The organism is uncultured Brevundimonas sp., assembly GCF_947305955.1.
Taxonomy (GTDB): Bacteria; Pseudomonadota; Alphaproteobacteria; order Caulobacterales; family Caulobacteraceae; genus Brevundimonas.
The window spans coordinates 1-25,008 of record NZ_CAMZFB010000030.1 but is presented as its reverse complement, the minus strand read 5'-3'; the positions used below and the strand labels follow the sequence as shown (position 1 = coordinate 25,008).

20 protein-coding genes and 1 pseudogene are annotated in these 25,008 nt (G+C 63.2%); 13 read left to right on the top strand and 8 right to left on the bottom strand.

Going from position 1 to position 25,008, the window contains the following annotated elements; translation table 11 throughout:
* Positions 1 to 88 precede the first annotated feature (88 nt).
* Both Q0Y42_RS08920 and Q0Y42_RS08915 read left to right on the top strand, forming a co-directional pair.
* Entirely contained in the window at positions 89 to 1,522 is a 1,434-nt protein-coding gene (locus Q0Y42_RS08920) for a S41 family peptidase (protein WP_297802623.1), read from the top strand.
* Between the two features lie 82 nt (positions 1,523 to 1,604).
* Complete coding sequence (locus tag Q0Y42_RS08915) at positions 1,605 to 3,074, top strand: S41 family peptidase (RefSeq protein WP_297802619.1); 1,470 nt, start codon at positions 1,605 to 1,607, stop codon at positions 3,072 to 3,074.
* 4 nt (positions 3,075 to 3,078) lie between these two features.
* On the opposite strand, the gene Q0Y42_RS08910 is transcribed toward Q0Y42_RS08915, so the two are convergent.
* Positions 3,079 to 4,044 carry an alpha/beta hydrolase gene (locus tag Q0Y42_RS08910; protein WP_297802616.1) on the bottom strand — a complete coding sequence of 322 codons (966 nt, stop codon included), beginning with the start codon at positions 4,042 to 4,044 and terminating at the stop codon, positions 3,079 to 3,081.
* Between the two features lie 110 nt (positions 4,045 to 4,154).
* On the opposite strand from Q0Y42_RS08910, the gene Q0Y42_RS08905 reads away from it, so the two are divergent.
* Positions 4,155 to 4,640: a hypothetical protein gene (locus tag Q0Y42_RS08905; RefSeq protein WP_297802614.1), complete on the top strand. Its 486-nt coding sequence runs from the start codon at positions 4,155 to 4,157 to the stop codon at positions 4,638 to 4,640.
* Positions 4,641 to 4,692: 52 nt separating this feature from the next.
* Here Q0Y42_RS08905 and hisN read toward each other — a convergent pair whose 3' ends face one another.
* Together hisN and Q0Y42_RS08895 are read right to left on the bottom strand one after the other, a co-directional pair.
* Positions 4,693 to 5,472 carry a histidinol-phosphatase gene (hisN, locus tag Q0Y42_RS08900; protein ID WP_297802611.1) on the bottom strand — a complete coding sequence of 260 codons (780 nt, stop codon included), beginning with the start codon at positions 5,470 to 5,472 and terminating at the stop codon, positions 4,693 to 4,695.
* Between the two features lie 142 nt (positions 5,473 to 5,614).
* A pseudogene (locus tag Q0Y42_RS08895) lies at positions 5,615 to 5,824 on the bottom strand (helix-turn-helix transcriptional regulator); the annotation flags it as partial.
* Positions 5,825 to 6,006: 182 nt separating this feature from the next.
* Between Q0Y42_RS08895 and Q0Y42_RS08890 the strand changes: the two are divergent.
* On the top strand, positions 6,007 to 6,264 hold the full coding sequence (locus tag Q0Y42_RS08890) for a GlsB/YeaQ/YmgE family stress response membrane protein (protein WP_297802608.1): 258 nt from the start codon (positions 6,007 to 6,009) through the stop codon (positions 6,262 to 6,264).
* Between the two features lie 69 nt (positions 6,265 to 6,333).
* Here Q0Y42_RS08890 and Q0Y42_RS08885 read toward each other — a convergent pair whose 3' ends face one another.
* Complete coding sequence (locus Q0Y42_RS08885) at positions 6,334 to 6,804, bottom strand: superoxide dismutase (protein WP_297802605.1); 471 nt, start codon at positions 6,802 to 6,804, stop codon at positions 6,334 to 6,336.
* Positions 6,805 to 7,019: 215 nt separating this feature from the next.
* Between Q0Y42_RS08885 and Q0Y42_RS08880 the strand changes: the two genes are divergently transcribed.
* The gene (locus Q0Y42_RS08880; RefSeq protein ID WP_297802603.1) at positions 7,020 to 8,615 is read left to right on the top strand and encodes a phosphatidylglycerol lysyltransferase domain-containing protein; all 1,596 of its coding nucleotides are present in this window, start codon (positions 7,020 to 7,022) and stop codon (positions 8,613 to 8,615) included.
* A 313-nt stretch (positions 8,616 to 8,928) separates the two neighbouring features.
* On the opposite strand, the gene typA is transcribed toward Q0Y42_RS08880, so the two are convergent.
* Together typA and Q0Y42_RS08870 are read right to left on the bottom strand one after the other, a co-directional pair.
* Complete coding sequence (typA, locus tag Q0Y42_RS08875) at positions 8,929 to 10,758, bottom strand: translational GTPase TypA (protein WP_297802600.1); 1,830 nt, start codon at positions 10,756 to 10,758, stop codon at positions 8,929 to 8,931.
* Positions 10,759 to 10,919: 161 nt separating this feature from the next.
* Positions 10,920 to 11,969, bottom strand: a complete 1,050-nt coding sequence (locus Q0Y42_RS08870) for a putative sulfate exporter family transporter (protein ID WP_297802597.1) — start codon at positions 11,967 to 11,969, stop codon at positions 10,920 to 10,922.
* An 82-nt stretch (positions 11,970 to 12,051) separates the two neighbouring features.
* Here Q0Y42_RS08870 and Q0Y42_RS08865 point away from each other — a divergent pair, with 82 nt between their 5' ends.
* Positions 12,052 to 12,930, top strand: coding sequence for a LysR family transcriptional regulator (locus tag Q0Y42_RS08865; protein WP_297802594.1), 879 nt, complete (start codon positions 12,052 to 12,054; stop codon positions 12,928 to 12,930).
* Here the strand turns inward: Q0Y42_RS08865 and Q0Y42_RS08860 are convergent.
* A complete protein-coding gene (locus tag Q0Y42_RS08860; RefSeq protein WP_297802591.1) occupies positions 12,927 to 14,990 on the bottom strand; it encodes an oligopeptide transporter, OPT family in 2,064 nt (687 codons plus the stop codon). The genes Q0Y42_RS08865 and Q0Y42_RS08860 overlap by 4 nt on opposite strands.
* Before the next feature lie 154 nt (positions 14,991 to 15,144).
* Between Q0Y42_RS08860 and mutM the strand changes: the two genes are divergently transcribed.
* The 5 genes from mutM to dnaN all read left to right on the top strand — a co-directional run bounded on the left by mutM (position 15,145) and on the right by dnaN (position 20,570).
* Positions 15,145 to 16,008: a bifunctional DNA-formamidopyrimidine glycosylase/DNA-(apurinic or apyrimidinic site) lyase gene (gene mutM, locus Q0Y42_RS08855; protein WP_297802588.1), complete on the top strand. Its 864-nt coding sequence runs from the start codon at positions 15,145 to 15,147 to the stop codon at positions 16,006 to 16,008.
* An 84-nt stretch (positions 16,009 to 16,092) separates the two neighbouring features.
* Positions 16,093 to 16,878, top strand: a complete 786-nt coding sequence (locus tag Q0Y42_RS08850) for an enoyl-CoA hydratase (protein WP_297802585.1) — start codon at positions 16,093 to 16,095, stop codon at positions 16,876 to 16,878.
* A gap of 168 nt (positions 16,879 to 17,046) precedes the next feature.
* Entirely contained in the window at positions 17,047 to 17,316 is a 270-nt protein-coding gene (rpsT, locus tag Q0Y42_RS08845; protein WP_292051199.1) for a 30S ribosomal protein S20, read from the top strand.
* Positions 17,317 to 17,820: 504 nt separating this feature from the next.
* Positions 17,821 to 19,245: a chromosomal replication initiator protein DnaA gene (gene dnaA / locus Q0Y42_RS08840; protein WP_297802581.1), complete on the top strand. Its 1,425-nt coding sequence runs from the start codon at positions 17,821 to 17,823 to the stop codon at positions 19,243 to 19,245.
* Positions 19,246 to 19,451: 206 nt separating this feature from the next.
* Positions 19,452 to 20,570: a DNA polymerase III subunit beta gene (dnaN, locus tag Q0Y42_RS08835; RefSeq protein WP_297802578.1), complete on the top strand. Its 1,119-nt coding sequence runs from the start codon at positions 19,452 to 19,454 to the stop codon at positions 20,568 to 20,570.
* Between the two features lie 55 nt (positions 20,571 to 20,625).
* Here the strand turns inward: dnaN and Q0Y42_RS08830 are convergent, their stop codons facing one another.
* Positions 20,626 to 20,901 carry a SemiSWEET transporter gene (locus Q0Y42_RS08830; protein ID WP_297802576.1) on the bottom strand — a complete coding sequence of 92 codons (276 nt, stop codon included), beginning with the start codon at positions 20,899 to 20,901 and terminating at the stop codon, positions 20,626 to 20,628.
* A gap of 283 nt (positions 20,902 to 21,184) precedes the next feature.
* Between Q0Y42_RS08830 and recF the strand changes: the two genes are divergently transcribed.
* Both recF and gyrB read left to right on the top strand, forming a co-directional pair.
* Positions 21,185 to 22,309: a DNA replication/repair protein RecF gene (recF, locus tag Q0Y42_RS08825; RefSeq protein ID WP_297802573.1), complete on the top strand. Its 1,125-nt coding sequence runs from the start codon at positions 21,185 to 21,187 to the stop codon at positions 22,307 to 22,309.
* Positions 22,310 to 22,481: 172 nt separating this feature from the next.
* Positions 22,482 to 24,920, top strand: a complete 2,439-nt coding sequence (gyrB, locus tag Q0Y42_RS08820; RefSeq protein ID WP_297802570.1) for a DNA topoisomerase (ATP-hydrolyzing) subunit B — start codon at positions 22,482 to 22,484, stop codon at positions 24,918 to 24,920.
* The last annotated feature ends 88 nt before the right edge of the window (positions 24,921 to 25,008 follow it).

Genomic DNA, 25,008 nt, shown 5'->3' with positions numbered 1-25,008 from the left:
ACCCGTCTGAGGGAAGCGTGTTGAGGGTCCTATGAAAAGCCGTGTCCTTGCGTGGGCGATCTCCAGCCTGTGTTTTACTGCGCCGGCCATGGCCCAAAGTCTCCCTGACGATGACCCGCATTGGGCGCAGAAGCTGGACGCCGATGCCCGCGCCATCCATGTCGTCATGCTGGACAGCCATCCCGGCAGCTATGACACCCTCAATCCGCAGTTCCGCGAGCAACTGGACGCAGGGCTCGCACTGGCTCTAGAGCGGGCCTCCCGGACAAATACCAAGGGTGGCTGGTGGTGGGCCTTGCGCGACTATGTATCCGGCTTCGACGACGGCCATGTGATCCTGTCATCGGTGGGCAATTGGGGTTTCCCCGTCCGCTGGCCCGGCTTCCTCACCCGCTATCAGGGTCTTGAGCAGCGCATCGTCGCCCGTTCGGACACATTGGCGAACCTACCCCCGCTCGGTGCGAAACTGATCGAGTGCGACGGCGTCGATGCCGAGACTCTGGCGCAGGAGCGTGTGGGACGATACCGGGGCCGCTGGTCACTGGAAGCCCAGCGCGCCGCCTTCGGCGACTGGACCTTCCTAAGCGCCCAGAATCCCTGGCAGGAAGAAATGCGCGAATGCCGGTTCGAACACGACGGCGGGGTCCAATCCTATTCGCTAGAGTGGCGCGACGGCGGCAGCGAACTCAGCCAGATCCGCAACACCATGGTCAAGGCACCGCCCTTCAACATCGGCATGCAGACGCTGGATGACGGCGGGATATGGATTTCGGCCTCGACCTTTGACAGCAATCCCCAAGGCCCCAATTTCGAGGCCCTGAACGCACTTGTCGCCCAAATGGAGGGGAACCAGAACCTTCTGCGGTCCGCGCCCTATGTCGTTTTCGATGTGCGGGGTAATGGCGGCGGCTCTTCAATCTGGTCCCTCAACATGGCGCGCGCCCTTTGGGGAGAAGACTGGGTAGAAGGCCACCGCGTTCCGCCGTCTTCGGGCGTCGACTGGCGGGCCTCCCAAGCCAATGTCGATGAGTTCAAATCCTTCCTGTCCTCTCTGGATGAGGCAGGGACCACTGACGAGGTGCGCGATTATGCGGTCGATGCCATTCGCGGCATGGAAGCGGCACTGGCCAATGGCGAAATGTATTACCGACAAACGTCCTCACGCGAGGTGGCCGAAGACCGCGCCCCCACAGCTCTTTTGCCAACGGGTCGGATACTGGTTCTGACCGACTATAGCTGTGCCTCGGCCTGTCTGGATGCCGTCGATCTGTGGAAGGCGGCAGGGGCGATCCAGATCGGACGGGAAACCTCTGCGGACACCGTCTATATGGAAATGCGCGATGCCAACCTGCCTAGCGGGCTGGCGACCGTCACCGTTCCCATGAAGGTCTATCGCGACCGGTATCGCGGCCATAACCAGCCGCATACACCGCAACACCGGATGCCGCTGGAAACCCTATCCGAGGAACAACTGCGGTCAGGGGTTTCCGCTATCGCCCGCAGACAGCCCACCCGTCCCTAACATTACCAAATCCCAACTTGAATCCGGCCATCGGCAAAGTCAAAGCTTGGCAGAACGATGGAATTCCAATGGGGACAGGGTGATGAAGCTTAAATCTGCACTTCCTCTCATGGCGTTTGCAGCCATGGCCGTTGGCCACAACGCCCATGCCTCGGACGGACAGGATCGTGACTGGGCCGACACCTTGCGTCAGGACGCGACGGCCATTCACGCCGCCCTGCAGGACAGCCACCCCGGCCCGTACGACCCGCTTAATCCGGACTTTCGCCGCCAACTGGATGAAGGGCTGAACACAGCACTGGCTCGCGCCTCCCAGACCTCCTCCATGGATGGCTGGTGGTGGGCAATCAGAGGCTATGTCGCCAGCTTTGACGACGCCCACGTCTTCGCCTCGCTCAAGGTCACCAGCGCCTATGAACGTCGCTGGCCCGGTTTCCTGACTGCCTATCAGGGCGACGATATTGTCGTGACGACCACGCAGGCCGGTGCCGACATGCCGCCAGCGGGGTCCAAACTCGTATCCTGTGATGGCGTGCCCGCCGAGGCACTGGCCTCCCAGCGCCTCGGCCAGTTCCGTGGCCGCTGGTTCCTGAAGGCCCAGCGCCAGCGCTTTGGCGATCTACTCTTCATCGACGAAGGCAATCCGTTTGCCCCATTGCCCGCACAATGCGACTTCGAGGTTGACGGACAAAGCCGCGCCTATGCCTTGCAATGGCGCGTCGGCGGCGACGAGCTTCAACAGGCACAAACCGCTGCCGCAGCCGTGCCTGCGACCAAGGCCCATCTGACCCGCCTTGACGACGGCGGCTTCTGGATCGCCACCCCGACCTTTGACGCCAACCCGCAATCGGCATCCTTCGGCTCGCTAAATGCCGTGTTGGACGGGATGGCCGCCCGTCAGGACGAGTTGCGATCCGCCCCCTATGTGGTCTTTGACCTGCGCGGCAATCGCGGCGGCTCGTCCAGCTGGAGCCAGCGCATGGCCAGGACTTTGTGGGGCGAGGCATGGCTGGAACACCACGCGCCGAAATCATCGCAGGCCGTCGATTGGCGTGCTTCGACAGCCAACCACGCCTATCTTGGCGAAATCCATGACATCCTGAAGGGACAGGCCCCCGACGAGGTCATCGCCTTCCTCGACGAGGCTCGAGTGGGCATGGGCGAGGCCATCGCACGCGGCGATGCCTATTGGACCGAAACCTTTGAAAGCGAGGCCGCGCAATCGCCCGCCCCGTCAACGTCACCGGTTAGCAGCAAGGTCTTCATCCTGACCGACTATATGTGCGTATCGGCCTGTCTGGACGCGGTGGATGTGTGGAAGGCCGCAGGCGGCATACAGATCGGCACAGAGACCTCTGCGGACACCCTCTATATGGAAATCCGCGAGACCGAACTGCCCAGCGGACTGTCCGGCCTATCCATCCCGATCAAGGTCTATCGCGGTCGTGAGCGCGGCCATAACCAGCCGCATACGCCCGACCATCCGCTGCCGCTGGAAACGCTGGACGACGCGGCCCTGAAGGCTGCGATCCGCCAACTGGCCGCGAACTGACCGGCTATCTCAGAAAGGCCAGCACCGCGCGTTCAAAGGCGCGGGGCTGGTCGATCATGACCATGTGTTCCGCGCCCTGTATCCGCTGGAAGGTCGCCGGCGTGTTCAGGTTCATGAAGCTGTAGCGGAACAGGTCATCGACAACAGCGCGGGGGCTGCTGGCATCCGCGCTCCAGCCATAAACCACCGTGACCGGTGCCGTGATCTGGGGCAGGCGGTGGCGAAGATCTGTGGTCAGCACCTCGAACACACCCTGCGCCAGCACGCGGCGATCCCCGCCCTGCCAGCCCAGTCCGTTGAAGACGCGGTCAGCCCCCTCACCCAGCTCTAAGCCCATGCGCGCGGGCGCACTGCGCAGCATGTCGTCGCCCATCAGCAGCACGCCCTGATAGGCCAGTCGTGCCAAAGGCTCGACATCGGCACGGGTGGCTCCGCGACTGATCAGCGAGGGGAAGAAGGGCGAGGAGTCGACCACCATCACCCGCCCGATATCGTCACCCATATCGGCAGCAATCCGCAGGGCTACCTGACCGCCCATGGAATGGCCGATCAGGGCAGGCTTTCTGTTGGCGGTCACCATCTGTTGGGTGCGGATATAGCGTTCAATCTCCGAGGCGACGGTAGACCCCAGTACGCCCGTGGCATTGCCTTGGGCATGATAGGCCCCAAAGCCCCGCACATTGATCAGATGCAGCCGATAGCGTCCCTGTAATGCCGGAACGATCTTGCCCCAGACCTCGGATGTGGAGGCCAGACCGGGGATCAGGACGATATCGGGACCGTTCTGCTCGCCTACCACCTGAACCACAATGTGGTTGGAGGCGAACTCTGCCGTCGGCCATGTCGCGGCCAGTGCCGCCACCGAGCGATTGTTCTGTGCGGTTTGCGCCTGAGCCAGCGTCGGAGAGGCCACCCACGCGGCCAACAGGATCAACAGGATCAACAGGGATACGAAACTGAAGCGGGTCATTCCCCTACCGTGTCCAAGGAAGACGGCGAAACATCGACGGTATCAAGCCACACCATTGCAAAAGCCCATGCCTTGATCAAAATACGCCCGACATAATGGGAGAACTCACCATGATTTCCTTGTCGTTGATGGCTTTGACCCTGATGGCTGCCCCGATGGCGCAGGCACAGGAAGAAATTCTCGCCCCCGCTGCCGCTCCGGCCGAAGCCACAACCGGCCCGAGCTGGAACGTGGTTTCCCGCAGCAGCGCCACCGTCTTCATGCTGGACGTGAATGCGATCACCCAGAGCGACGGCGTCAGCCGCGTGATGTTGGCTCGCGTGCCCAGCTCCGGCGATGCTTCCGACCAAACCCATTCGCTTACCGAAATGCTGTTCCGCTGCTCGGCCCGCCAGTCCAAGACCGGATTGGAAATCTATATCGGTGCCGATGGTTCCGAAGAGGAGCGTATCGAGAACGACTATGAGTTCGAGCCGATCGTGCGCGACAGCCTGGATGACTATGTGAAGGGCGTCGTCTGTGACGGCCAACGCACCGCTGTCACCTACAACAGCATCGGTGCCTTTATCGCGGCCGGTCGTCCCCAACCGCGCTAAAGACAGCGTCCCAATGAAAAGGGGTGGCCGAGCAATCGGCCACCCCTTTTTCTTATCCGTTAAGGGCCTTCAAAGCCGGCTCGACCAGCGCGGCATCGCCGACCGCCAGTACCCGCCCGTCCGCCGATGTCGGTGCCTGCCCGTTCCAGCCGACGAAGTTACCGCCCGCCGCCGTGACCAGCGGCATCAGCGCGGTCCAGTCCCACACCTTCAGTTCGCTCTCGGCCACAAGGTCGATCCGCCCGTCGGCCACCATGGCATAGGCATAGGCATCACAGCCGTAACGGGCGAGGCGCACCGAGGTCTTGAGGCGCTCCCAGCCCTCGCGGTCCTGGCCCAGGAAGATATCCGCATCCGTCGTCGCCGCCACGGCCTTGGCCAGTTCATCGCAGCGGCGGGTCTTGAGCGGGCGCTCGCCGTCCCGCGTGATCAGGCGGGCACCACTGGGGCCGCCGATGAAAATCTCGCCGATATAGGGCTGGCCGACAATGCCGATCAGCGGCACGCCCTGATGTCGCAGACCGATCAGATTGGTCCATACCGGTAGGCCCGAGATAAAGGCCCGCGTGCCGTCGATGGGGTCCAAAACCCAGACATATTCCGCATCGGGACGGGTCTCGCCGTACTCTTCCCCGATAATGCCGTGGTCGGGATAGCGGGCCGAAATCGCCTCGCGCATGGCGCGTTCCGCCGCGCGGTCGCCCTCGGTTACGGGATCGAAGCTTCCCGGTGCGGCCTTGTTTACCTCCTCCATATCCGTGCGGAAGAACGGGAGGCTGACAGACGCAGCGATGCGGGCAAGCTCAACGGCGAAGGCTTCGAGTTCGGTCATGCGCCTGCCTTACACGCCGCATAGCATTACGGCGAGAGGCGAGTGGGTCGCAGCGGTCCTAACGACCCACCATTTTCACCACGGTGTCGTCTTCGCCGTACAACTCTGACGGTATGCGGGGCGCAGCCACAGGGGCTTCGAACCCGTCGTAGAAATAGCCCACGTCCGTCTCGAGTGCCGCCGCCAGATACCACAGCCGTGCGGCAGAGATGCGGTTCGCCCCGCATTCGTACTTCTGCACCTGCTGGAAACGGATGTTCAGCCGCTCGCCCAACTGCTGTTGGGTGAGACCCAGAACACGACGGCGGCGTCTCAACCGGCGTCCGATATGTAGATCCAAATCTGTAGCCACGGCACCTTCCCGCTGTCCCAATGTGAAACCCGGAGGACGGGAATCCCAGCCTCCACCACAAGCAGAGCAAGGGCGGTGCCGCATTAACCTTGACAATAAGAAACAGTCCGGAAGGCAACCGAGATCACGGTTACGCATTAGCTAGCCGAGGCAAACGGCTTCGCTACTATAAGGAGAAACGCATGGGTGGCTTCGGTTTCATCGCCTGGATCATCATCGGTATCGTGGCCGGCTGGCTGGCCGAGAAGATCATGAAGCGTGATCATGGTCTGCTGACCAATCTGGTCGTGGGTGTCATCGGCGCGCTGCTCGGTGGCTTCCTGGCGAACAATGTGTTCGGCTTTGATGCTTCTGGCAGCTGGATCTGGGGTATTATCATCGCCACGGTTGGCGCGGTCATCCTCCTGTTCCTGCTCGACCTTATCAAGAAGCGCGGCTAAAACGTCGTGCGCAACGAATAAGGGCGACCCACGCGGGTCGCCCTTTTTCATGCCGGATTACGAACCGTATCAGGCATTCGGATCTTCATCAGCCGGTTCGCTGGTCGGCTCGTCGGCCGGAGTGTCGGCACTACCGTCGGTGGCCGGGTCTGCAGTCGTATCCGCAGCCGGATCAGCCGGGGCGTCCGAGGCGATCGGGGTCGCGGACTGGAAGTCGGCCGAGGTTGCGGCCACTACGATTTCAGCGCCTTCCTGATGGATACCGGCGACCGAGACCGGACGGACTTGGCCATCGGCACCGCGCACGGTGAGTTCCTGACCCGATGCACCGTTTTGAACACCCACGAGCTGGCCCAGTGCAGCACCGTCGCTGCCCTTGACCGTCGAGCCCGGCGTCAGGGTCAGACGTTGCGGTTCAGCTGGAGTTGCGGTCGCCTCGGTCGGGGTTTGTTCGGGCGCGGTTTGCTCTTGGGCAAGGGCCGGAGCGCCAATTACCAGGGCTGCGGCAACAGTCGTAAGCAAAGCGGTCTTGCGGATCATATCGAACTCCTCGATTGGCGAGCCTTGGCGCTCGCAAAAAGGTGAACACCTCGTGTAAACCTTTGTTGCATTCGCCACGAAATGACCCCCACATCGCCCATCATGGGCAAAAAGAACGGCACGGCCGCTCTTCACCACTCACACAGCGTATGACCCAGAAAAAAAGCCGGACTCTCCCCCGCATCGCTCGCAGACTCGGGAGTCTCGCATACGAATTGACGCCACAATTGTTTGCGGCCGCCAGCTTCCTGCTGGGCGGGCTGATGCTGTTGTCGGCTGTGACACCCGAATTTTCGGACAGGTTGAACACGCTTGGACGCTGGGCCCAGCCTGCGGTCATCGACCTCAGCCACTTTGCCGCCAGCGTCACCGGCTTCCTGCTGCTGTTCATCTCTGCCGGTCTGTGGCGGCGCCGTCGCGGGGCCTATTATGCGGCTCTGGTGGCGCTGATCGTCGGGGCGATCTTTGCCGTGCTCAAGGGGCTGAACCTGATGCAGGCCGCAGAGATGCTGGTGGCCGCCGCCCTGATGTGGCCGTGCCGTTCGGCCTTCAACCGGCGTTCGCGTCTGGGCGAGCCGCTGCGCCCCGCATGGCTGTTGATGCTGGCCGCCGCCGTCATCGCCATGCTGTGGCTGGGCTTCTTTGCCTATCGCGAGACACCCTATGACGATGCCCTGTGGTGGACCTTCCTGACGGACAGTCAGGCGTCGGGCTTCCTGCGTGCGGGTGCGGTGCTGTCCGTCCTGTCCCTCGCGGTCACCTTGCGCTCTCTGCTTTCGGCCCCCGGGGCACGCAGCCACGGTCCGGCTACCGCTGAAGAAATCGAGCGAGCACGCATCGCACTGGAACAAGCCGAGGTCGCCCCGCCCGAGGCGCGTCTGGCTCTGCTGGGCGACAAGGCTCTGCTGTTTTCGCCGTCGGGCTACAGTTTTCTGGCCTATCGCGTGCGCGGGCGCCGCTGGATCGCCATGAGCGAACCGGCAGGTCTGGTGTCCGAGCGACTGGAGCTGCTGTGGACCTTTGCCGAACTGGCTGACAGCTATGGTGGCGCGCCGGTCTTTTACTCCATCAGCGAGCGCGTACTGGCCGATCTGGCGACCATGGGTCTTGCCATGCGCAAGGTCGGCGAGGCCGCCGTGGTGCCGACCCACAGCTTTTCTACCGAGGGCAAGGGCAAGCAGAACCTGAGAACCGCCGTGAACCGCGCCGAGCGTGAAGGCTCGGTCTTCACGGTCCTGATGCCCGGTGAGGCGAAAGCCGTGGCTGATGAGCTGAAGGCCGTCTCCGACGCATGGATCGATAATGCCGAAGGCTCGGAGAAGGAGTTCTCCATGGGCCGTTTCGACATCGACTATCTGAACCAGTCCCCGATTGCCGTGGTGCGTGAACAGGGCCGCATGGTCGCCTTTGCCAACCTTTTGATGGGGGCGGGCAACAAGGAAGCGATGATCGACCTGATGCGCTATGTGCCCGACGGCCCGCACGGGGTGATGGACTATCTGTTCACCCGCACGGCCCAATGGTGCCGCGAGACAGGCATCGACCATCTGGACCTCGGCATGGCCCCGCTGTCGGGTCTGGAGGACCGCAGAACATCACCGGTCTTCGCCCGCGTCGGTGCGCTGATCTTCGAAGAGGCCAACGCCATCTACGGCTTCCAGGGCCTGCGATCCTACAAGGGCAAGTTCGGCCCCGTCTGGCGTCCGAAATTCATCGCGGCACCCACCACCACGCCACTCCCCCTCGCCCTCCTCGACGTCGCACTCCTCACCAGCAAGGGCTGGCGCGGCCTCCTCGGCCTGCGGAAGTAAAAGACACCACCACCGACAAAGAAGGCCAGCGGCACCCCACCGCTGGCCTTTTTCATGCGCCAGCACAGCCCGCGCCGCGACCGATGGGGGAAAGGAAATCCCCTCAAGTAACGAGCCGCCGCGCGGCAAGTGTTAGGGGAAGAACAAGCCCCTCAAGCAGCGAGCCCCCGCGGGGCGAGCGTAGGGGCCAAGCGTCCTCATGGGCGCGCCGCAAGGCGGCGGGCACATGAGGACAACTCAAAACCTGAGTAAGCTGACGCGCACGAAAAAGGGGCGGCTCGTCTGAGCCGCCCCTGACTTCGTAAGCTAAAGCTTACTCAGGCTTTTGGCGCTTCTTGCGGAAGGACGGGTTCAGGATTTCCTTGCGAAGACGGATGTTCTTCGGCGTCACTTCAACCAGTTCGTCTTCCTCGATGTAGGCGATGGCCTGCTCCAGCGACATCTTGCGCGGCGGGGTCAGGCGGACAGCTTCGTCCTTGCCCGAGGCGCGCACGTTGGTCAGCTGCTTGCCCTTGATCGGGTTGACGTCGAGGTCATCCCAACGCGAGTTCTCGCCGATGATCATGCCCTGATAGGTCTTTTCACCGGCACCGACGAACATCACGCCGCGCTCTTCCAGGTTCCACAGAGCGTAGGATGCGGTTTCACCGTCCGAGTTCGACACCAGAACGCCCTTCAGGCGGCCTTCGATCGAGCCCTTGTGCGGTTCGTAGTGCGAGAAGACGCGGTTCAGCACGCCCGAGCCACGGGTGTCGGTCAGGAACTCGCCCTGATAACCGATCAGTGCGCGCGACGGGCACTTCAGCTGGATACGGGTCTTGCCTGCGCCCGACGGGCCCATGTCGGTCATTTCGGCCTTACGGGCCGACAGCTTCTCGATGACGATGCCCGAGTATTCCTCGTCCACGTCGATCATGACGTCTTCGATCGGTTCGAGAACCTGACCGTTCTCGTCCTTCTGATAGACCACGCGCGGACGCGAGATCGACAATTCGAAACCTTCGCGGCGCATGTTCTCGATCAGAACGCCCAGCTGCAGTTCGCCACGACCGGCAACCTCATAGGCGTCGGCGCCCGGGGTTTCGGTGATGCGGATGGCGACGTTGGCTTCGGCTTCCTTCAGCAGACGGTCGCGGATCACGCGCGACTGGACCTTGTCGCCTTCACGGCCAGCCAGCGGGCTGTCGTTCACGCCAACGGTCATGGAGATGGTCGGCGGGTCGATCGGCAGCGACGGCAGGGCGTCGGTGACTTCCAGAGCGCACAGGGTGTCGGCCACGGTGGCCTTCGACATACCGGCGATGGCGACGATGTCACCGGCTTCGGCATCGTCAACCGGCTGGCGCTTCAGGCCGCGGAAGGCCAGAACCTTGGTGATACGGCCTTGTTCGATGGTCTTGCCGTCGCGCGACAGGGCCTTGATGGCCATGCCCGGAACAGCCTTACCCGAGTGGATACGGCCCGTCAGGATGCGGCCCAGGAACGGATCGGACTCGATCAGAACGTTCAGGATCTGGAACGGCTCGTTGACGCGTTCCTGAGCGGCCGGAGCCGGAACGTGGTCGACGATCAGGTCGTACAGGTCGTGCAGGTTGTCCTTCGGGGTGTTCAGGTCCAGCGAGGCCCAGCCCGAACGGCCCGATGCGTAGATGACCGGGAAGTCGAGTTGTTCGTCGGTCGCGCCCAGAGCGGCGAACAGGTCGAAGGTTTCGTTCAGAACGCGGTCCGGATCGGCGTGTGCGCGGTCAACCTTGTTGATGCACAGGATCGGACGCAGGCCCATCTTCAGGGCCTTGGTCAGAACGAATTTGGTCTGCGGCATGACACCTTCTTCGGCGTCAACCAGAAGGACGCAGCCGTCCACCATGCCGAGGATACGCTCAACCTCGCCACCGAAGTCGGCGTGGCCGGGGGTGTCGATGATGTTGATGCGGGTTTCGCCAGCCTTGCCGTTCCACAAGATGGACGTGCATTTGGCGAGAATGGTGATGCCGCGTTCGCGCTCTTGGTCGTTGGAATCCATGGCGCGTTCCGTGGTCGCCTCGTTGGCGCGGAAGACACCCGACTGGGCGAGAAGAGCGTCAACCAGGGTCGTTTTGCCGTGGTCAACGTGTGCGATAATGGCGACGTTACGTAGGTTCATTATTTCGGGCTCGGGCGGACTGTGTTCGGTCACGGGGGGCCCGCGCCGCTGCAAACTAGCTGCAGATGTGGGAAGGATTTCGGGGGCCTCTTACAACTCCGGAGCCAAAAACACCAGAGCAGCGATAAGGCGTTGCCCGCTCAATATCGGGGCAAGGTGTTTTAGCCGAGCCGCAGAATGGTGATCGCACCGACCGCCAAGGCCCCGATCATGAGGGCGGAAATCCCAGCCACAGCCGCAACACGCGGCCCTGCCCGCACCACCGCCTTGGGGTCCACCATCAGGCCCAGTGCCGCCATGGCCATCAGCGTCATTGCCGTCACACCGTGATCCAAAGGCACCAGTATGGCCTCGGGGATCAGGCCCGCAGAGCGCAATCCCATTAGGGCCAAAAAGGCGATGATGAACCACGGCACCAGATGCGACAGCTTGGGACGCTGGCCCTTATGGATCGTCCGTGCGTGAAGAAGGCCCAGCACCAGTGACACCGGACCCAGCATCAGGACACGCACCAGTTTGACGACAGCGCCGGTCTGGATCGCCGCCGCCCCTGCGGGGGCCGCCGCTGCCAGAACCTGTGGCACGGCATAGACCGTCAGCCCTGCCAGAACACCCACGCCCGTGGCCTGATAGCCCAACAGGTGCCCGACCACAGGGACCAGCAGCACCACGGCGATGCCCAGCACAGCGGTAAAACCGATGGCCGCCGCCACATCCTCGCCCTCGGCCTCGATCACGGGGGCAATCGCGGCAATGGCGGAGTTGCCGCAGATCGCATTGCCACAGGCCACCAGCAAGGCCATGGCGGGCGGAAGGCCAAAGGCCCGTCCGATCAGAAAGCCACCCGCAATGGCCACAGCGACCACCCCGATGATCGCCAGCAGCAGCCACGGCCCCAAGGCCACCACCGCTGCGCCCGACACCGTCGCGCCCAAGAGGGCGACGGCGACTTCCAGAAGGGTTTTGGCGCTGAACCGGATGCCCGGCATGAAACGCGACGACGGCGACCAGAACAGGCGAAGTCCCGCGCCGATCAAAATGGCCAGAACCAGAGCTTCGACCCACGCAAAGCCGATAACGTGCCGCTCTACGGCCTGAAGCGCGAGGGCAGAACCAGCCACCACCGCCGAGATAGCCAGCCCCGGCAAGAGGTTGAGCGCAGTATCGACAGACAGTCGAACAGGCGTTGCGGTGAGGGCTGTCTGGGTCATTGGCCCTTCTATCGGCCAGCCAGACCTATCGATCCAACGGATTGTTTTTGACTTAACAATCGATTTTATCGATCAATGACACATGACACTCGAACAGCTTCGCATTTTCTGCGCCGTGGCCGAGGCCCTGCACATGACGCGGGCCGCAGAGCATCTGGGCATGACCCAGTCTGCCGTCAGCGCGGCCATCAATGCGCTGGAGACCCGCCACGGCATCCGCCTGTTCGACCGGGTGGGTCGGGGGCTGGCGCTCAATAGCGCGGGTGAGGCCTTTCTGCCCGAGGCCCGCGCCGTCCTGTCACGCGCCGAGGCCGCGCAGATGGTTCTGGATGATCTGGCCGGGCTGAGGCGCGGCTTGGTGCGGGTCTATGCCAGCCAGACCATCGCCGCCTATTGGCTGCCGCCGCGCATGGCCGCCTTTCGCGCCCGACATCCGGCCATCGATCTGGAACTGAGGATCGGCAATACCCATCAGGTCATCGAGGCCCTGCTGAATACCGAGGCCGAACTGGGCCTGATTGAGGGGGCCGAGGATGCGAACCAACTCGAACGCCATGCCGTCGGCGCGGATCGCCTGATCGTCGTGGCCAGCCCCGCCCATCCATTTGCTGGTCGTACGCGCCCGCTGTCAGCCGCAGAGTTGGCCTCGCTGGGCTGGGCCTTGCGCGAGACAGGGTCCGGCACCCGAAGCGAGTTCGAGAGCCACCTGCCCGATGGCCTGTCGGCTAATGATTTGAGAGTTGAACTGACGCTGCCGTCGAACGAAGCCATCCTGACGGCGGTCGGTGCGGGACAGATGGTCACCGCCATTTCGGAACTGGCCGCCCGACCTCTGATCGAAGCCGGGCGGCTGGTTCAACTGCCGCTCGAACTGCCTGAGCGGCCCTTTTATCGGCTACGCCACAGGGAGCGTGCTTTGAGCCATGCGGCGGAGGCTTTCGTCTCCGCTCTCACAGCCTAGACCTTGGCCGAGCGCCTCATCGTCCAACGATAAAGGACAAAGGTCAGAGCGCCGAACGCAATCAGCCCCGCCCACATGGCCGGCCATGCACCGCCCTCGCCGATGAGGGCGAACGGCGCTTCATTGCGGCTGGCCACGATGACCGCAGCCGTCAGCACGCCGAACAGGCTTTCCCCGACGATCAGGCCCGAGGCCAGCAGGACGCCCATGCGGCGACCGACATCGGCAAAGCGGGTGCTGGCAATGGCGCGCTCATACAGCCAGCCGCACACCGCACCGATGACCAGCATGGTGGTGACATAGGCCGGAAGATAGACGCCGATACCGGCGGCCAGCGGCGGCACGCTGAAACGGCCCTTGCTGGCTTTGCGGACGGCAATATCGATCAGGATGATCACCACACCGATCAGCGCACCGACACCGATCAGGTCCCAGCGCAGATCACCGCTGATCACGCCCTTGGCCAGAGCCGAGATCAGGGTCGCCTGCGGCGCAGCCAGTGGCTCGGCCCCCGAGACGATAGCAGCCGGACCGCCTTCAAAGCCAAAGGCTTGGTTCATCATGTCCAGCACGAACGGAATGACCAGGGCACCTGCACCCACACCGACGATGAGGGCAGCCTGCTGGCGCCACGGCGTAGCCTCGACCAGCTGGCCGGTCTTGAGGTCCTGCAGGTTGTCGTTGGAGATCACCGCCACGGCAAAGACCACCGCCGTCACGACCAGAGCAAAGGCGATCACGGACGGATCGGCCGGAACCCCTGCCACTGCCAGAACGCCTAGCATCAACAGAGAGGAGGCGATGATGGCCAGAATGCCCACGCCCGAAACCGGACTGTTCGACGAGCCGATCAGACCGGCCATATAGCCGCAGATCGCCGCCACAGCGAAGCCGACCACGATGACATAGGCCAGCCCCCCCACGACCAGCAGGACGGACTGACCGGCCAGCGAGGTGCCTTGGGCAAACACGGCCAGCAAGATGGCGATCCCTACCAGAGAGACCAGAGACAGCAGGCCCACCATCTTGATCGGGATATCCTGCTCGGTCAGAGTCAGCGCCTCGCCATGGGCGCGCTTGTCCTGTGCGGCAAAGGCCGAGGCCAGACCCGTCACCAGCGGACCAGCCAGCTTGGCCAGCGTCCAGATGGCCGCCACACCGATCACACCGGCACCGATGAAGCGCACCTCCTTGGACCAGACCGCCATGGCCAGATCCTGGGCGCTGGCATCAGCCGGAACCGTACCGGCCACCGAGACAAGACCATGGGCCGCCGACCAGTCGACAAAGCCCTGCGAGGTCAGCACCGGAACAAAGATCAGCCACGCCAGCGCCAGACCCAGAAGCTGGGTCAGGCCCACAGCCAGACCGATCAGGTGACCCGCACCCAGAAGGGCGAACTGCATGGAGAAGCCAAAGCCCGTCGCACCACCGCCCAGCGCCGCCGGCATCCTAAAGAAGGCCGCCGTCTGTTCGGCAAAGACCTTGGCCGCCGCCAGATAGCCGAAGAAGGCCGAGGCAATCGCGCCGCCAATCACGACCCACAGGCCGGACTTGTTCTCGCGCACGGCTTCCTCGGTCTGGCCCTCGCCCGGAGAGCCGACCTTCAGAACCTCGGCAGCAGCGACGCCTTCAGGATAGGGCAGTTCGGACTGAACCACGAGCGTACGACGCAGGGGGATGGAGAAGGTCACCCCTAGAATGCCGCCCAGCGCACAGATGGCGAACGACTCCCAGAAGTGGAAATTCATCCACCATCCGATCATCACCAGACCAGGCAGGACGAAGATGATGGAGCTCATGGCCCCGCCGACCGAGGCCACGGTCTGGACGGTCATGTTTTCCCAGATGGTCGAGCCCTTGAAGGCCCGCAGCAGCGACATGGAAATCACCGCCGCCGGAATTGCCGAGGCAAAGGTCAGGCCGACCTTGAGCCCGAGATAAGTATTGGCGGCGGTAAAGATGACCGCCAGCAGACAGCCGAGGATGAGGGCGCGGAGCGTAAACTCGACCCGCTTTGCGGATGGGCGGGCCGTTTCCCCGCCAGAGGGTGCCGACATGGACATTATCCTTGATCCCGGAGCGCATGGACCGCGCTCCGATATGATTGAGCGCACGCTAACCGCGAATTCGGCGTAATGACAACGATATATCAGACCGGTTCTTCAACCCTGCGCTTCGGGACATTAGGTTCCCCCTAGCGAAGGAGAAACCATGCCCGAACTACCCGAGGTCGAGACCGTCAGACGGGGTCTGACGCCTGTGCTGGAAGGCGCGACGCTGAAACGCTCGCTGCACCGCCGCCCCGACCTTCGCTTTCCCTTTCCGGATCGGTTTGCCGAACGTCTGGACGGGGCGACCGTCCTGCGGGTGGACCGCCGCGCCAAATATCTGCTGATGCCCCTGTCCACGGGCGAGACGTGGGTCACCCACCTTGGCATGACGGGCCGGTTCACGCTGGATGGCGATCCATTGGGAACGTTCGAGGATGTCGTCCCCACCCAAGGCCCGCACGAACATTTCGTCGCCTGTGCCGACAAGGATGGTGTGCTGACCCGACTGGGCTATGCCGACGCGCGCCGTTTCGGCTTCATGGGCCTGATCGCGACCGATCAGGTGGAAAACCACCCCTGGTTCAAGGATCTGGGGCCGGAACCTCTCGGCAACAGTTTTTCGGGCAGCCATCTGGTCGAGGCCTTCAAGGGCCGCAAACAGAATATCAAGGTCAGCCTGCTGGATCAGAAGATCGTGGCAGGGCTGGGCAATATCTATGTGTGCGAGGCACTTTACCGCGCGCGCATCGCCCCCACCACCGCCGCAGGGGCCGTGTCGCGGCCCAAGCTGGAGCGACTGGCGACAGAAGTCCGCAATGTCCTGAACGACGCCATCCGCGCCGGTGGCTCGACCCTCAAGGACTTTGCCAATGTCGAAGGCGGGCAGGGCTATTTCCAGCACAGTTTCGATGTCTATGGCCGCGAGGGCGAAGCCTGCCGCACCGAAGGCTGTAAGGGCACCGTTGCCCGCATCGTGCAGGGTGGCCGCTCGACCTTCTACTGTCCGCGTTGCCAGAAGGGCTGAGCCAGCCCCTGACCATAAACAGGTTGTGCCGTTCGCCGGACGGTCTAAACCTTCGCCCGTATAAATGAATAAGGAGAGCCATCTGTGGCCGACACCTATTCCACCCTGCTGGTCGAGCGTCATGACGACGGATACGCCGTCGTCACCCTGAACCGTCCCGAAGCGCTGAACGCGCTGAACTCGCAACTGCTGGGCGAGCTGGGCGACTTCCTCGAGGCCGCCGCCACCGATGACAGCATCCGCGCCGTCATCCTGACCGGTTCGGCCAAGGCCTTTGCCGCAGGGGCCGACATCAAGGAGATGTCGGACAAGTCGTACGCCCAGATGTATCTGGAAAACTTCTTCGCCCGCGCCCACGACCGCGTGGCCAGCTTCCGCAAGCCGATCATCGCAGCCGTCTCGGGCTATGCACTGGGCGGTGGCTGCGAACTGGCCATGCTGTGCGACTTCATCATCGCCTCCGACACCGCCAAATTCGGCCAGCCAGAGATCAACCTCGGCGTCGCGCCGGGCATCGGTGGCTCGCAGCGCCTGACCCGCGCCGTGGGCAAGGCCAAGGCCATGGACATGTGCCTGACCGCCCGCATGATCGACGCCGCCGAGGCCGAGCGTGCCGGTCTGGTGTCGCGCGTGGTATCGGCTGAGGAACTGCTGGACGAGGCCCGCAAGGCTGCCGCCAAGATTGCCTCCCAGTCGCCGCTGGCCGTCATGGCCAACAAGGAACTGGTCAACGCCGCCTTCGAGACCACCCTCGCCCAAGGTCTGCAGTTCGAGCGCCGCCTGTTCCACTCGCTGTTCGCGTTCGAGGACCAGAAGGAAGGCATGGCGGCCTTTATCGAGAAGCGTAAGCCGGCCTTCACCAGCCGCTAAAAGGCTCCACACCTGTCGGGGCGGCAGGGCTTGAATCCCCGTCCCGACTCAATTCCGGTGGCATTGCGTTGACCGATTACAGGGTTTCCGCTATAGCCGCCCGCTCTTGAGATTTCATCGCCGTAGGCTTTCACAGCTTGTGGCGCTTATCGTTCGAAGGTTTTTCAAATGGCTAACAACGCCGGCGCCCGCAAGGCGATCCGCAAGATCGAAGCGCGGACTGCAGTGAACAAGGCTCGCCGCACCCGCGTGCGTACCTACCTGCGCAAATTCCAAGAAGCCGTCACCGGCGGCGACGTGGAAGCTGCTAAGGCCGCTTTCATCACCGCTCAGTCGGAACTGATGCGCGCCGTCTCGAAGGGCGTCGTTCACAAGAACACCGGCTCGCGTAAGGTCAGCCGTCTGGCTGCCCAGCTGAAGAAGCTGTCGGCCGCTTAAGTCCGTCTCCGTGCCGATGTAAAAATCGGCATAGGTTACGTACCGTAGCGTAAATACCCGTGATACGGGTATTGCAAGAAAATCGAACGATTTCAAAGGCGAGATGGCGTTTGCTGTCTCGCCTTCTTGCTGTCTGCAATGCCCCGTACCCGGCACATTTTGCAGGCCGTCTCCGCAAAAAAATACCTTTTCTCTAATCCTGACGGGGGTTTGCGCGAGTCAACAAATTTAAGTGCAGAAATGAGTCGGAATCCACGTTGATTCCCGCGGCCCGCTGAGTAAGTTCAAGGGGTAACGCACTTCCATCCCCAAGGATGAAGAACGAGAGAAATCAAAGGTTTCCCTCGGCGGAGATGTCTGTCTGTGAGAACGACCCCACGCGCCAAATGTATGTTTGGCGTGACAGGAGAAGTCGTCCCTGATGTCAGCTCCTGAAGGCGCGCTGCAACGGTGAATGACGAAATAACTCTGGCGGGTGACTCTATAATGATTGGGGGCGTTGCAATGGGGCAGATGACCGATCCGGACCGGATCTGGAATGAAGCTGCAGACCGCTTGAAAGCGGAAATCGGAGATGGCCCCTATAGCTCCTATATCGCCCCTTCGGCGGTACGTGTGGATGCACAGGGCAATCTCATCCTCGTGACGCCCACCGCCTATGCGCGGGACTGGGTTCGCCAAAACGCGCTGCGTCGCATGAACGAGCTGTGGCTGGGCCTGGATGGCCTGTCGCGCCGTCTGGACGTCCGCTGCCGTGCCGAGGTGGGTTCGATCCTGCCGTCGGCCGCGCGCGAAGTGCCGCGTCTGAACTCCATCAGCACCGCGCCTGCCGCGGCTCCGGCTGCGCCGACCTTTGCCCCTTCGGTCGACAGCGCCCGCGCCGTCCGTGCCGCTGGCCTGCAAGAGCGCCTGACCTTCGACACCTTTGTCGAGGGCCACGGCAACGCCTTTGCTCTGGCCATCGCCAAACAAGTCGCCTCGTGGGCTGACGGCCACTTCAATCCGGTGTTCTTCTGCGGCCCGTACGGCTACGGCAAGACCCACCTGTTGAACGCCATCGCCTGGGAAGCCCAGCGCCTGCGTCCGAACGCCAAGGTCATCTACCTGACCGCCGAGCGTTTCCTGTCGACCTTCGTGCGCGCCATGCAAGACCGCTCGACCGCGGCCTTCAAGGACAGCCTTCGCACCGCCGACATGCTGCTGATCGACGACGTCCAGTTCGTGGGCGGCAAGGCTTCCACCCAGGAAGAACTGCTGAACACCCTGACCTCGCTGATCGAGGACGGCAAGCGCATCGTTCTGTCGGCTGACCGCGCGCCGGTGGCCCTGACCGATATCGAACCGCGTCTTCGCAGCCACCTCGCTGCCGGCCTGACCTGCCCGGTCGAAGCCGCTGACCGCACCCTCAAGGTCGCCGTGGCCCAAAGCCGCCTGCGCGCCCTTGCCAAGCTGGGTGTCGTCGCCGGCGAGGCCCGTCCGGAAGTTCTGGAACACATGGTGGACCGTACGCCGGGCTCCATGCGTGAACTGGAAGGCGCCGTGAACACCCTGGCCGCCGTTGCCGGTGCCCGCCTGTCGAGCCTGACCGTCGAAGAAGTCCAGTCCCTGCTGGGCACCTCGATGCGCGGTGGTCCGGAGCGTCGCATCACTGTCGACGAAATCCAGAAGACCGTCGCCGAGCATTTCAACCTGAAACAGGCCGACCTGCTGAGCGAGCGCCGCACCCGTGCCATCGCCCGTCCGCGCCAGATCGCCATGTATCTGTGCAAGCAGCACACCACCCGTTCCTATCCGGACATCGGCCGTCGCTTCGGTGGCCGTGACCACACCACCGTCCTGCACGGTGTCCGCAAGATCGAGGAAATGCTGTCGCAGGACGAACAGATCGCCCGTGACGTAGAGGCCCTAACCCGCAAACTGCGCGGCTAAGTCCTCCCTGCCTCACCGAAATCCGGCCGCGCTTTTCCTGAAGCGCGGCCTTTTTCGTGGCCTAGGAGCCGCTGAGCCTGTGGATTTCGTGAGTAGGCGCCCCAAGTTAAGTCTCAGACGTTGCGGCTGACGCGCAATCCGCTAGTGTCGTCCTCCATATATTTCGATCGGGGGCGTCAATCCCGATCGCGACCGGGCGAGACCATATGCAGCTGACTATCGAACGTTCCGCGCTTCTCCGTGCACTGGGCCACGTCCAGAGCGTCGTCGAGCGTCGCAACACTATTCCGATCCTGTCGAACGTGCTGCTGACGGCGGGCCGCGACCGCCTGTCGTTCGCGGCGACCGACCTCGACATGGAAATGGTCGATGAGGCCGAGGCGCAGGTAAACGTCGAGGGCCAGATTACGGCTCCGGCCCACACCCTGTACGAAATCGTCCGCAAACTGCCGGACGGTGCCGAGGTCAGCCTGACCTATTCGGGCGATGACCCCCGTCTGGTGGTGGCCGCTGGCCGTTCGCGCTTCAATCTTCCGGTCCTTCCGGCGGGCGACTTCCCCGTCATGTCGAACGAGGCTTCGGGCGCGCGCTACACCCTGCCCAAGGAAGATCTGGCCCGCCTGATCGACAAGACCCGTTTCGCCGTCTCGACCGAAGAAACGCGCTATTATCTGAACGGCCTCTACCTGCACACCGTCGCCGATGGTGGCATCCCGCTGCTGCGCGCCGTGGCCACCGACGGCCACCGTCTCGCACTGGCGGAAACCCCTGCGCCGGAAGGTGCGGCGGGCGGTCCGGGCGTCATTGTCCCGCGCAAGACCGTGGATCAGGTCCGCCGTCTGCTGGACGATGGTTCGGGTCCGGTGGAAATTCAGGTCTCGGCCCAGAAGATCCGTTTCGAGTTCGGCGAAGCCAGCCTGACCTCCAAGGTCATCGACGGCGCCTTCCCCGACTACCTGCGGGTAATCCCTAAGGGTAACGAGCGCACTGCCGACATCGACAACAGCCTGTTCGCCAAGGCCGTTGACCGCGTTGCCACCATCTCGGCTGAAAAGAGCCGCTCGGTGAAGCTAGCCTTCGACAACGACCGCGTGAAACTGACCGTCCGCAACATGGAAGCCGGTCAGGCCGAAGAAGAGGTCGAAATCGGCTATTCGGACGAGCCGTTCGAAATCGGCTTCAACGCCCGCTATCTGCTGGACGTCGCCGGCCAGATCACCGGCGAGATCGCCAGCTTCAAATTCGCCGACGCCGCCAGCCCCACGCTGGTGCTCGATCCGGCAGACGTCGGTGTTCAGTACGTGCTGATGCCGCTGCGCGTCTAAGCTGCCATCAGAGCCAATAGATTATGGCCCGCACCGGAAACGGGGCGGGCCATTTTCATTGCGGCTTCCGGTCTCGGAACTTCCATTTCATCGTCAGCACGATCGCCGACATGACCAGGGCGAAACTGTTGGCCAAGGTGACCGGCCACGCCTGCGTCATGACGCCGTACACAACCCAAAGCACAAAGCAGGTGACCGTCAGGGCATAGGTTTTGAGGCTGACAGAAGAGGCATCGCGCGACTTCCAGATTTTGAAGGCCTGAGGCGCGAAGCTGGTGACAGAACACAGGGCCGCTGCGGTGCCGATGATGTTGGCGACGGTATAGCTCATCGGCCTGACATCAGAACAGGATGTCCGATCCCATCCGGAATAGAAGCAACAGGTCCGCTATCAGGAACATAAAGATGATGGCGATAAGGGGATAGGGGGGCCGAGGCCGACGGGGGATGTCTTGCATATCGATCTCCTTCGCTTTGCGGCACCGAAGAGATCCGGCCCGCACAAAGCGGAAGGCGGAACGTAAGGCAACGGTTCCAATGCGTTGGGTATCGGCGAGGCTTGAGCTATAGGCTAACTTCCTCGCGTCCCGCCGCATCGGTCGTCAGAAATCCGTTTGATCACCTCCCTCGCCATCACTGATTTCCGTTCCTACAGCGCGGCGCGTCTGGATCTGTCCGGCGGGCCTGTGGTGCTGTACGGGCCGAACGGTTCGGGCAAGACCAATCTGCTGGAAGCCATCAGCCTGCTGACCCCCGGCAAGGGGTTGCGCGGGGCCACGGCGTCGGAGATGGGGCGCCGCGAACCGGGTGAGGCCATGGGCCGACCGTGGGGTATCTCAACCACACTGGACACCGCTGACGGAGAGGTCCGGATCGGCACGGGCGTTCAAACCATGGGGCCGTCCGCGCGCCGCATCGTTCGCATCGACGCAGAGACGGCGGCACCGGGCCGGATGCTGGAGCATTTGCGCCCCGTCTGGGCCACGCCCGAGCAGGATCGCCTGTTCTCGGACGCCCGCGCCGACCGCCTCAAATTCTTCGACCGTCTGGTCTTTGCCGCCAATCCCGACCATGCCGCCGCCATCTCCAACTATGAGAAGGCGCTTCGCGAGCGCATCCGCCTTCTCTCGAATGAAGATGTGCGGCCCGATCCCCTGTGGCTGGATGCGCTGGAGGCTCGCCTGTCCGAGGCGGGAGCGCGCGCGGCCGTCAACCGCGTTGCCGCGCTGAAAGCCCTTCAGGAAGGCATCGACGCCCGCGCCGACCGCCCCTTCCCCCTCGCCGACCTTGGCCTTGAGGGGCCCGCGGAACAGATGGCGCAGGATGGAGCGGACGAAAGCGACATCCTGTCCATGCTGGGCGAAGGCTTTGCCCGCGCCCGCGCCCGTGACGGCGCGGCGGGCCGCAGCCTGTTCGGGCCGCACCGCACGGACCTGACCGCCATCCACCGCGAAAAGAACCGCCCCGCCGCCGAGGGATCATCCGGCGAGCAGAAGGCGCTGGTGCTGAACCTGATCCTTGCCCAGACCGCACGACTGGCCGAGGGCACGGCCAAGCCTGTCCTGTTGCTGGACGAGGCCCCCGCCCACCTCGATGAAGCCCGCCGTGCGGCCCTGTTCGACGAGATCGAAGCCCTTGGCCTTCAGGCCTTTATGACGGGCACCGAACGCCCCCTGTTTTCGGCGCTGGAAGGACGGGCCCAGTTCGTCTCTGTCAGCCCCAGAGGCTTTGACGTCTAAGACCACTCGGGGTGCAGGGTTTTCGCAGCTTAAAAGCCGTCAAAAGCTGGCTTTTTGCCTCAAAATTCCTATATGTTGGGAGCTTCGGGACGTAGTGAATTGCGTCACGAAGCCGGTGGCCATCAGGTTGCCATTTCCCCGTCCGACCCACGGACCCTGAGCCGACGTTTTCATGACCGAACAGACTGCTCCCGCGCCAGAGTACGGCGCCGATTCCATCAAGGTTCTCAAAGGCCTGGATGCCGTGCGCAAGCGCCCCGGCATGTATATCGGTGACACGGATGACGGTTCGGGCCTGCACCACATGGTGTACGAGGTGGTGGACAACGCCATCGACGAGGCCCTTGCCGGCCACGCCGATCTGGTGACCGTCACCCTCAATGCCGACGGATCGTGCACCGTAACCGACAACGGCCGCGGTATTCCGGTGGGCATCCACGAGGAAGAAGGCGTTTCCGCCGCCGAGGTCATCATGACCCAGCTGCACGCGGGCGGTAAGTTCGACCAGAACTCGTACAAGGTTTCGGGCGGTCTGCACGGCGTGGGCGTCTCGGTTGTGAACGCCCTGTCGGACTATCTGGAACTGGTCATCTATCGCGACGGCAAGAAGCACCACATGCGCTTCGAGCGCGGTGACACCGTCAAATCGCTGGAAGTGGTCGGCGATGCGCCGGTTCGCACCGAAGGCCCCAAGGCGGGTCAGCTGCTGACGGGGACCGAGGTCACCTTCTTCCCGTCGATCGACACCTTCCGCTTCATCGAATTCGATTTCAAAACGCTGGAACACCGCCTGCGCGAGCTGGCCTTCCTGAACTCCGGCGTGCTGATCAAACTGCGCGACAACCGTCCAGCGGAGCCGATCGAGAGCATCCTGCACTATGAGGGCGGCGTCGAAGCCTTCGTGCGCCACCTCGACAAGTCCAAGAACCCGATCCTCAAGGACGTCATCACCATTCAAGGTGTGAAGGACGGCATCGAGATCGACTGCGCCCTGTGGTGGAACGACAGCTATCACGAGACGATGCTGTGCTTCACCAACAACATCCCGCAGCGCGACGGCGGTACCCACCTGTCGGCCTTCCGCGCGTCCCTGACCCGCGTGATGTCCAGCTACATTGATCAAGCTGGCGCGGCGAAGAAGGAAAAGGTCTCCGTCTCGGGCGAAGACTCCCGCGAGGGACTGACCTGCGTGCTGTCGGTCAAGGTTCCCGATCCGAAGTTCAGCTCGCAGACCAAGGACAAGCTGGTCTCGTCCGAAGTGCGCCCCGCCGTGGAAGCGCTCTGCTCGGAAGGCCTGTCGACCTGGTTCGAGGAACATCCGGCCGAAGCCAAGATGATCGTTTCCAAGATCATCGAGGCCGCCGCCGCCCGCGAGGCCGCCCGCAAGGCCCGCGAACTGACCCGCCGCAAGTCGGCGCTGGAAATCAGCTCGCTGCCGGGCAAGCTGGCCGACTGTCAGGAACGCGATCCGGCCAAGTCCGAACTGTTCATCGTGGAGGGTGACTCCGCAGGCGGCTCGGCCAAACAGGCCCGTAACCGCGAAAACCAGGCCGTTCTGCCCCTGCGCGGCAAGATCCTGAACGTGGAGCGTGCGCGTTTCGACCGCATGCTGTCGTCCGACACCATCGGCACCCTGATCCTCGCACTAGGTACCGGCATCGGCCGCGACGACTTCAACGCCGACAAGCTGCGCTACCACAAGATCATCCTCATGGCCGATGCCGACGTCGACGGCGCGCACATCCGTACGCTGCTGTTGACCTTCTTCTATCGCCAGATGCCGGAACTGATCGAGCGCGGCCACGTCTATATCGCCCAGCCGCCGCTCTATAAGGTCTCCAAGGGCAAGCAGCACCGCTACATCAAGGATCAGGCGGAAATGGACGCCTACCTGATCGAGGAAGGCTGTGCCGACGCCACGCTGGAAACCGGCAATGGCGAAGTCCGCGCGGGTCTGGACCTGCAGGAACTGGTCCGCGAGGCCAAGGCCTTCAAGGCAGGCGTGGACCGTCTGGCGGCCCGCGCTCCGGCCTTTGCCATCGAACAGGGTGCCCTTGCGGGTCTGTTCGACGAGAACAATGGCGAGCTGCTGACCCGCGCCGAACAGGCTGCTGTGCGCCTCAACCTCTATAACGAAGAGGGTGACGGTCCGTGGGCGGGCGCACTGGCCGAACAGGGCGGCGTGGCCTTCACGCGCATCCGTCGCGCCGTTAGCGAGACCGTGGTGCTGGATGAAATCCTTGGCCGCTCCATGGACGCCCGTCGTCTGGGCGAGCGCGCCGTGGCCTTTGACGGCCTGTTCGACAAGCCCGCCGTGTTCCGCCGCAAGGACAAGACGGTCACCGTTCGCGGCCCGCTGGACCTGCTCACCGCCGTCCTCGACGCCGGCAAGAAGGGTATCGCCATCCAGCGCTATAAGGGTCTGGGTGAGATGAACCCCGAGCAGCTGTGGGAAACGACGCTGGACGTCAACGCCCGCACCCTGCTGCAGGTCAAGGTCGAGCACGCTGGCGAGACGGACGATCTGTTCGCCAAGCTGATGGGCGATGTGGTGGAACCCCGCCGCGAGTTCATTCAGGAAAACGCACTGGACGCCGCCGTCGACGCCTAAATCCGTCATCGGCTGTACTCGGATAAGGGCCCGCTTCGGCGGGCCCTTTTTCTTGTCTGACTTCGACCAAGAAAAAGGGCCGCTCCGG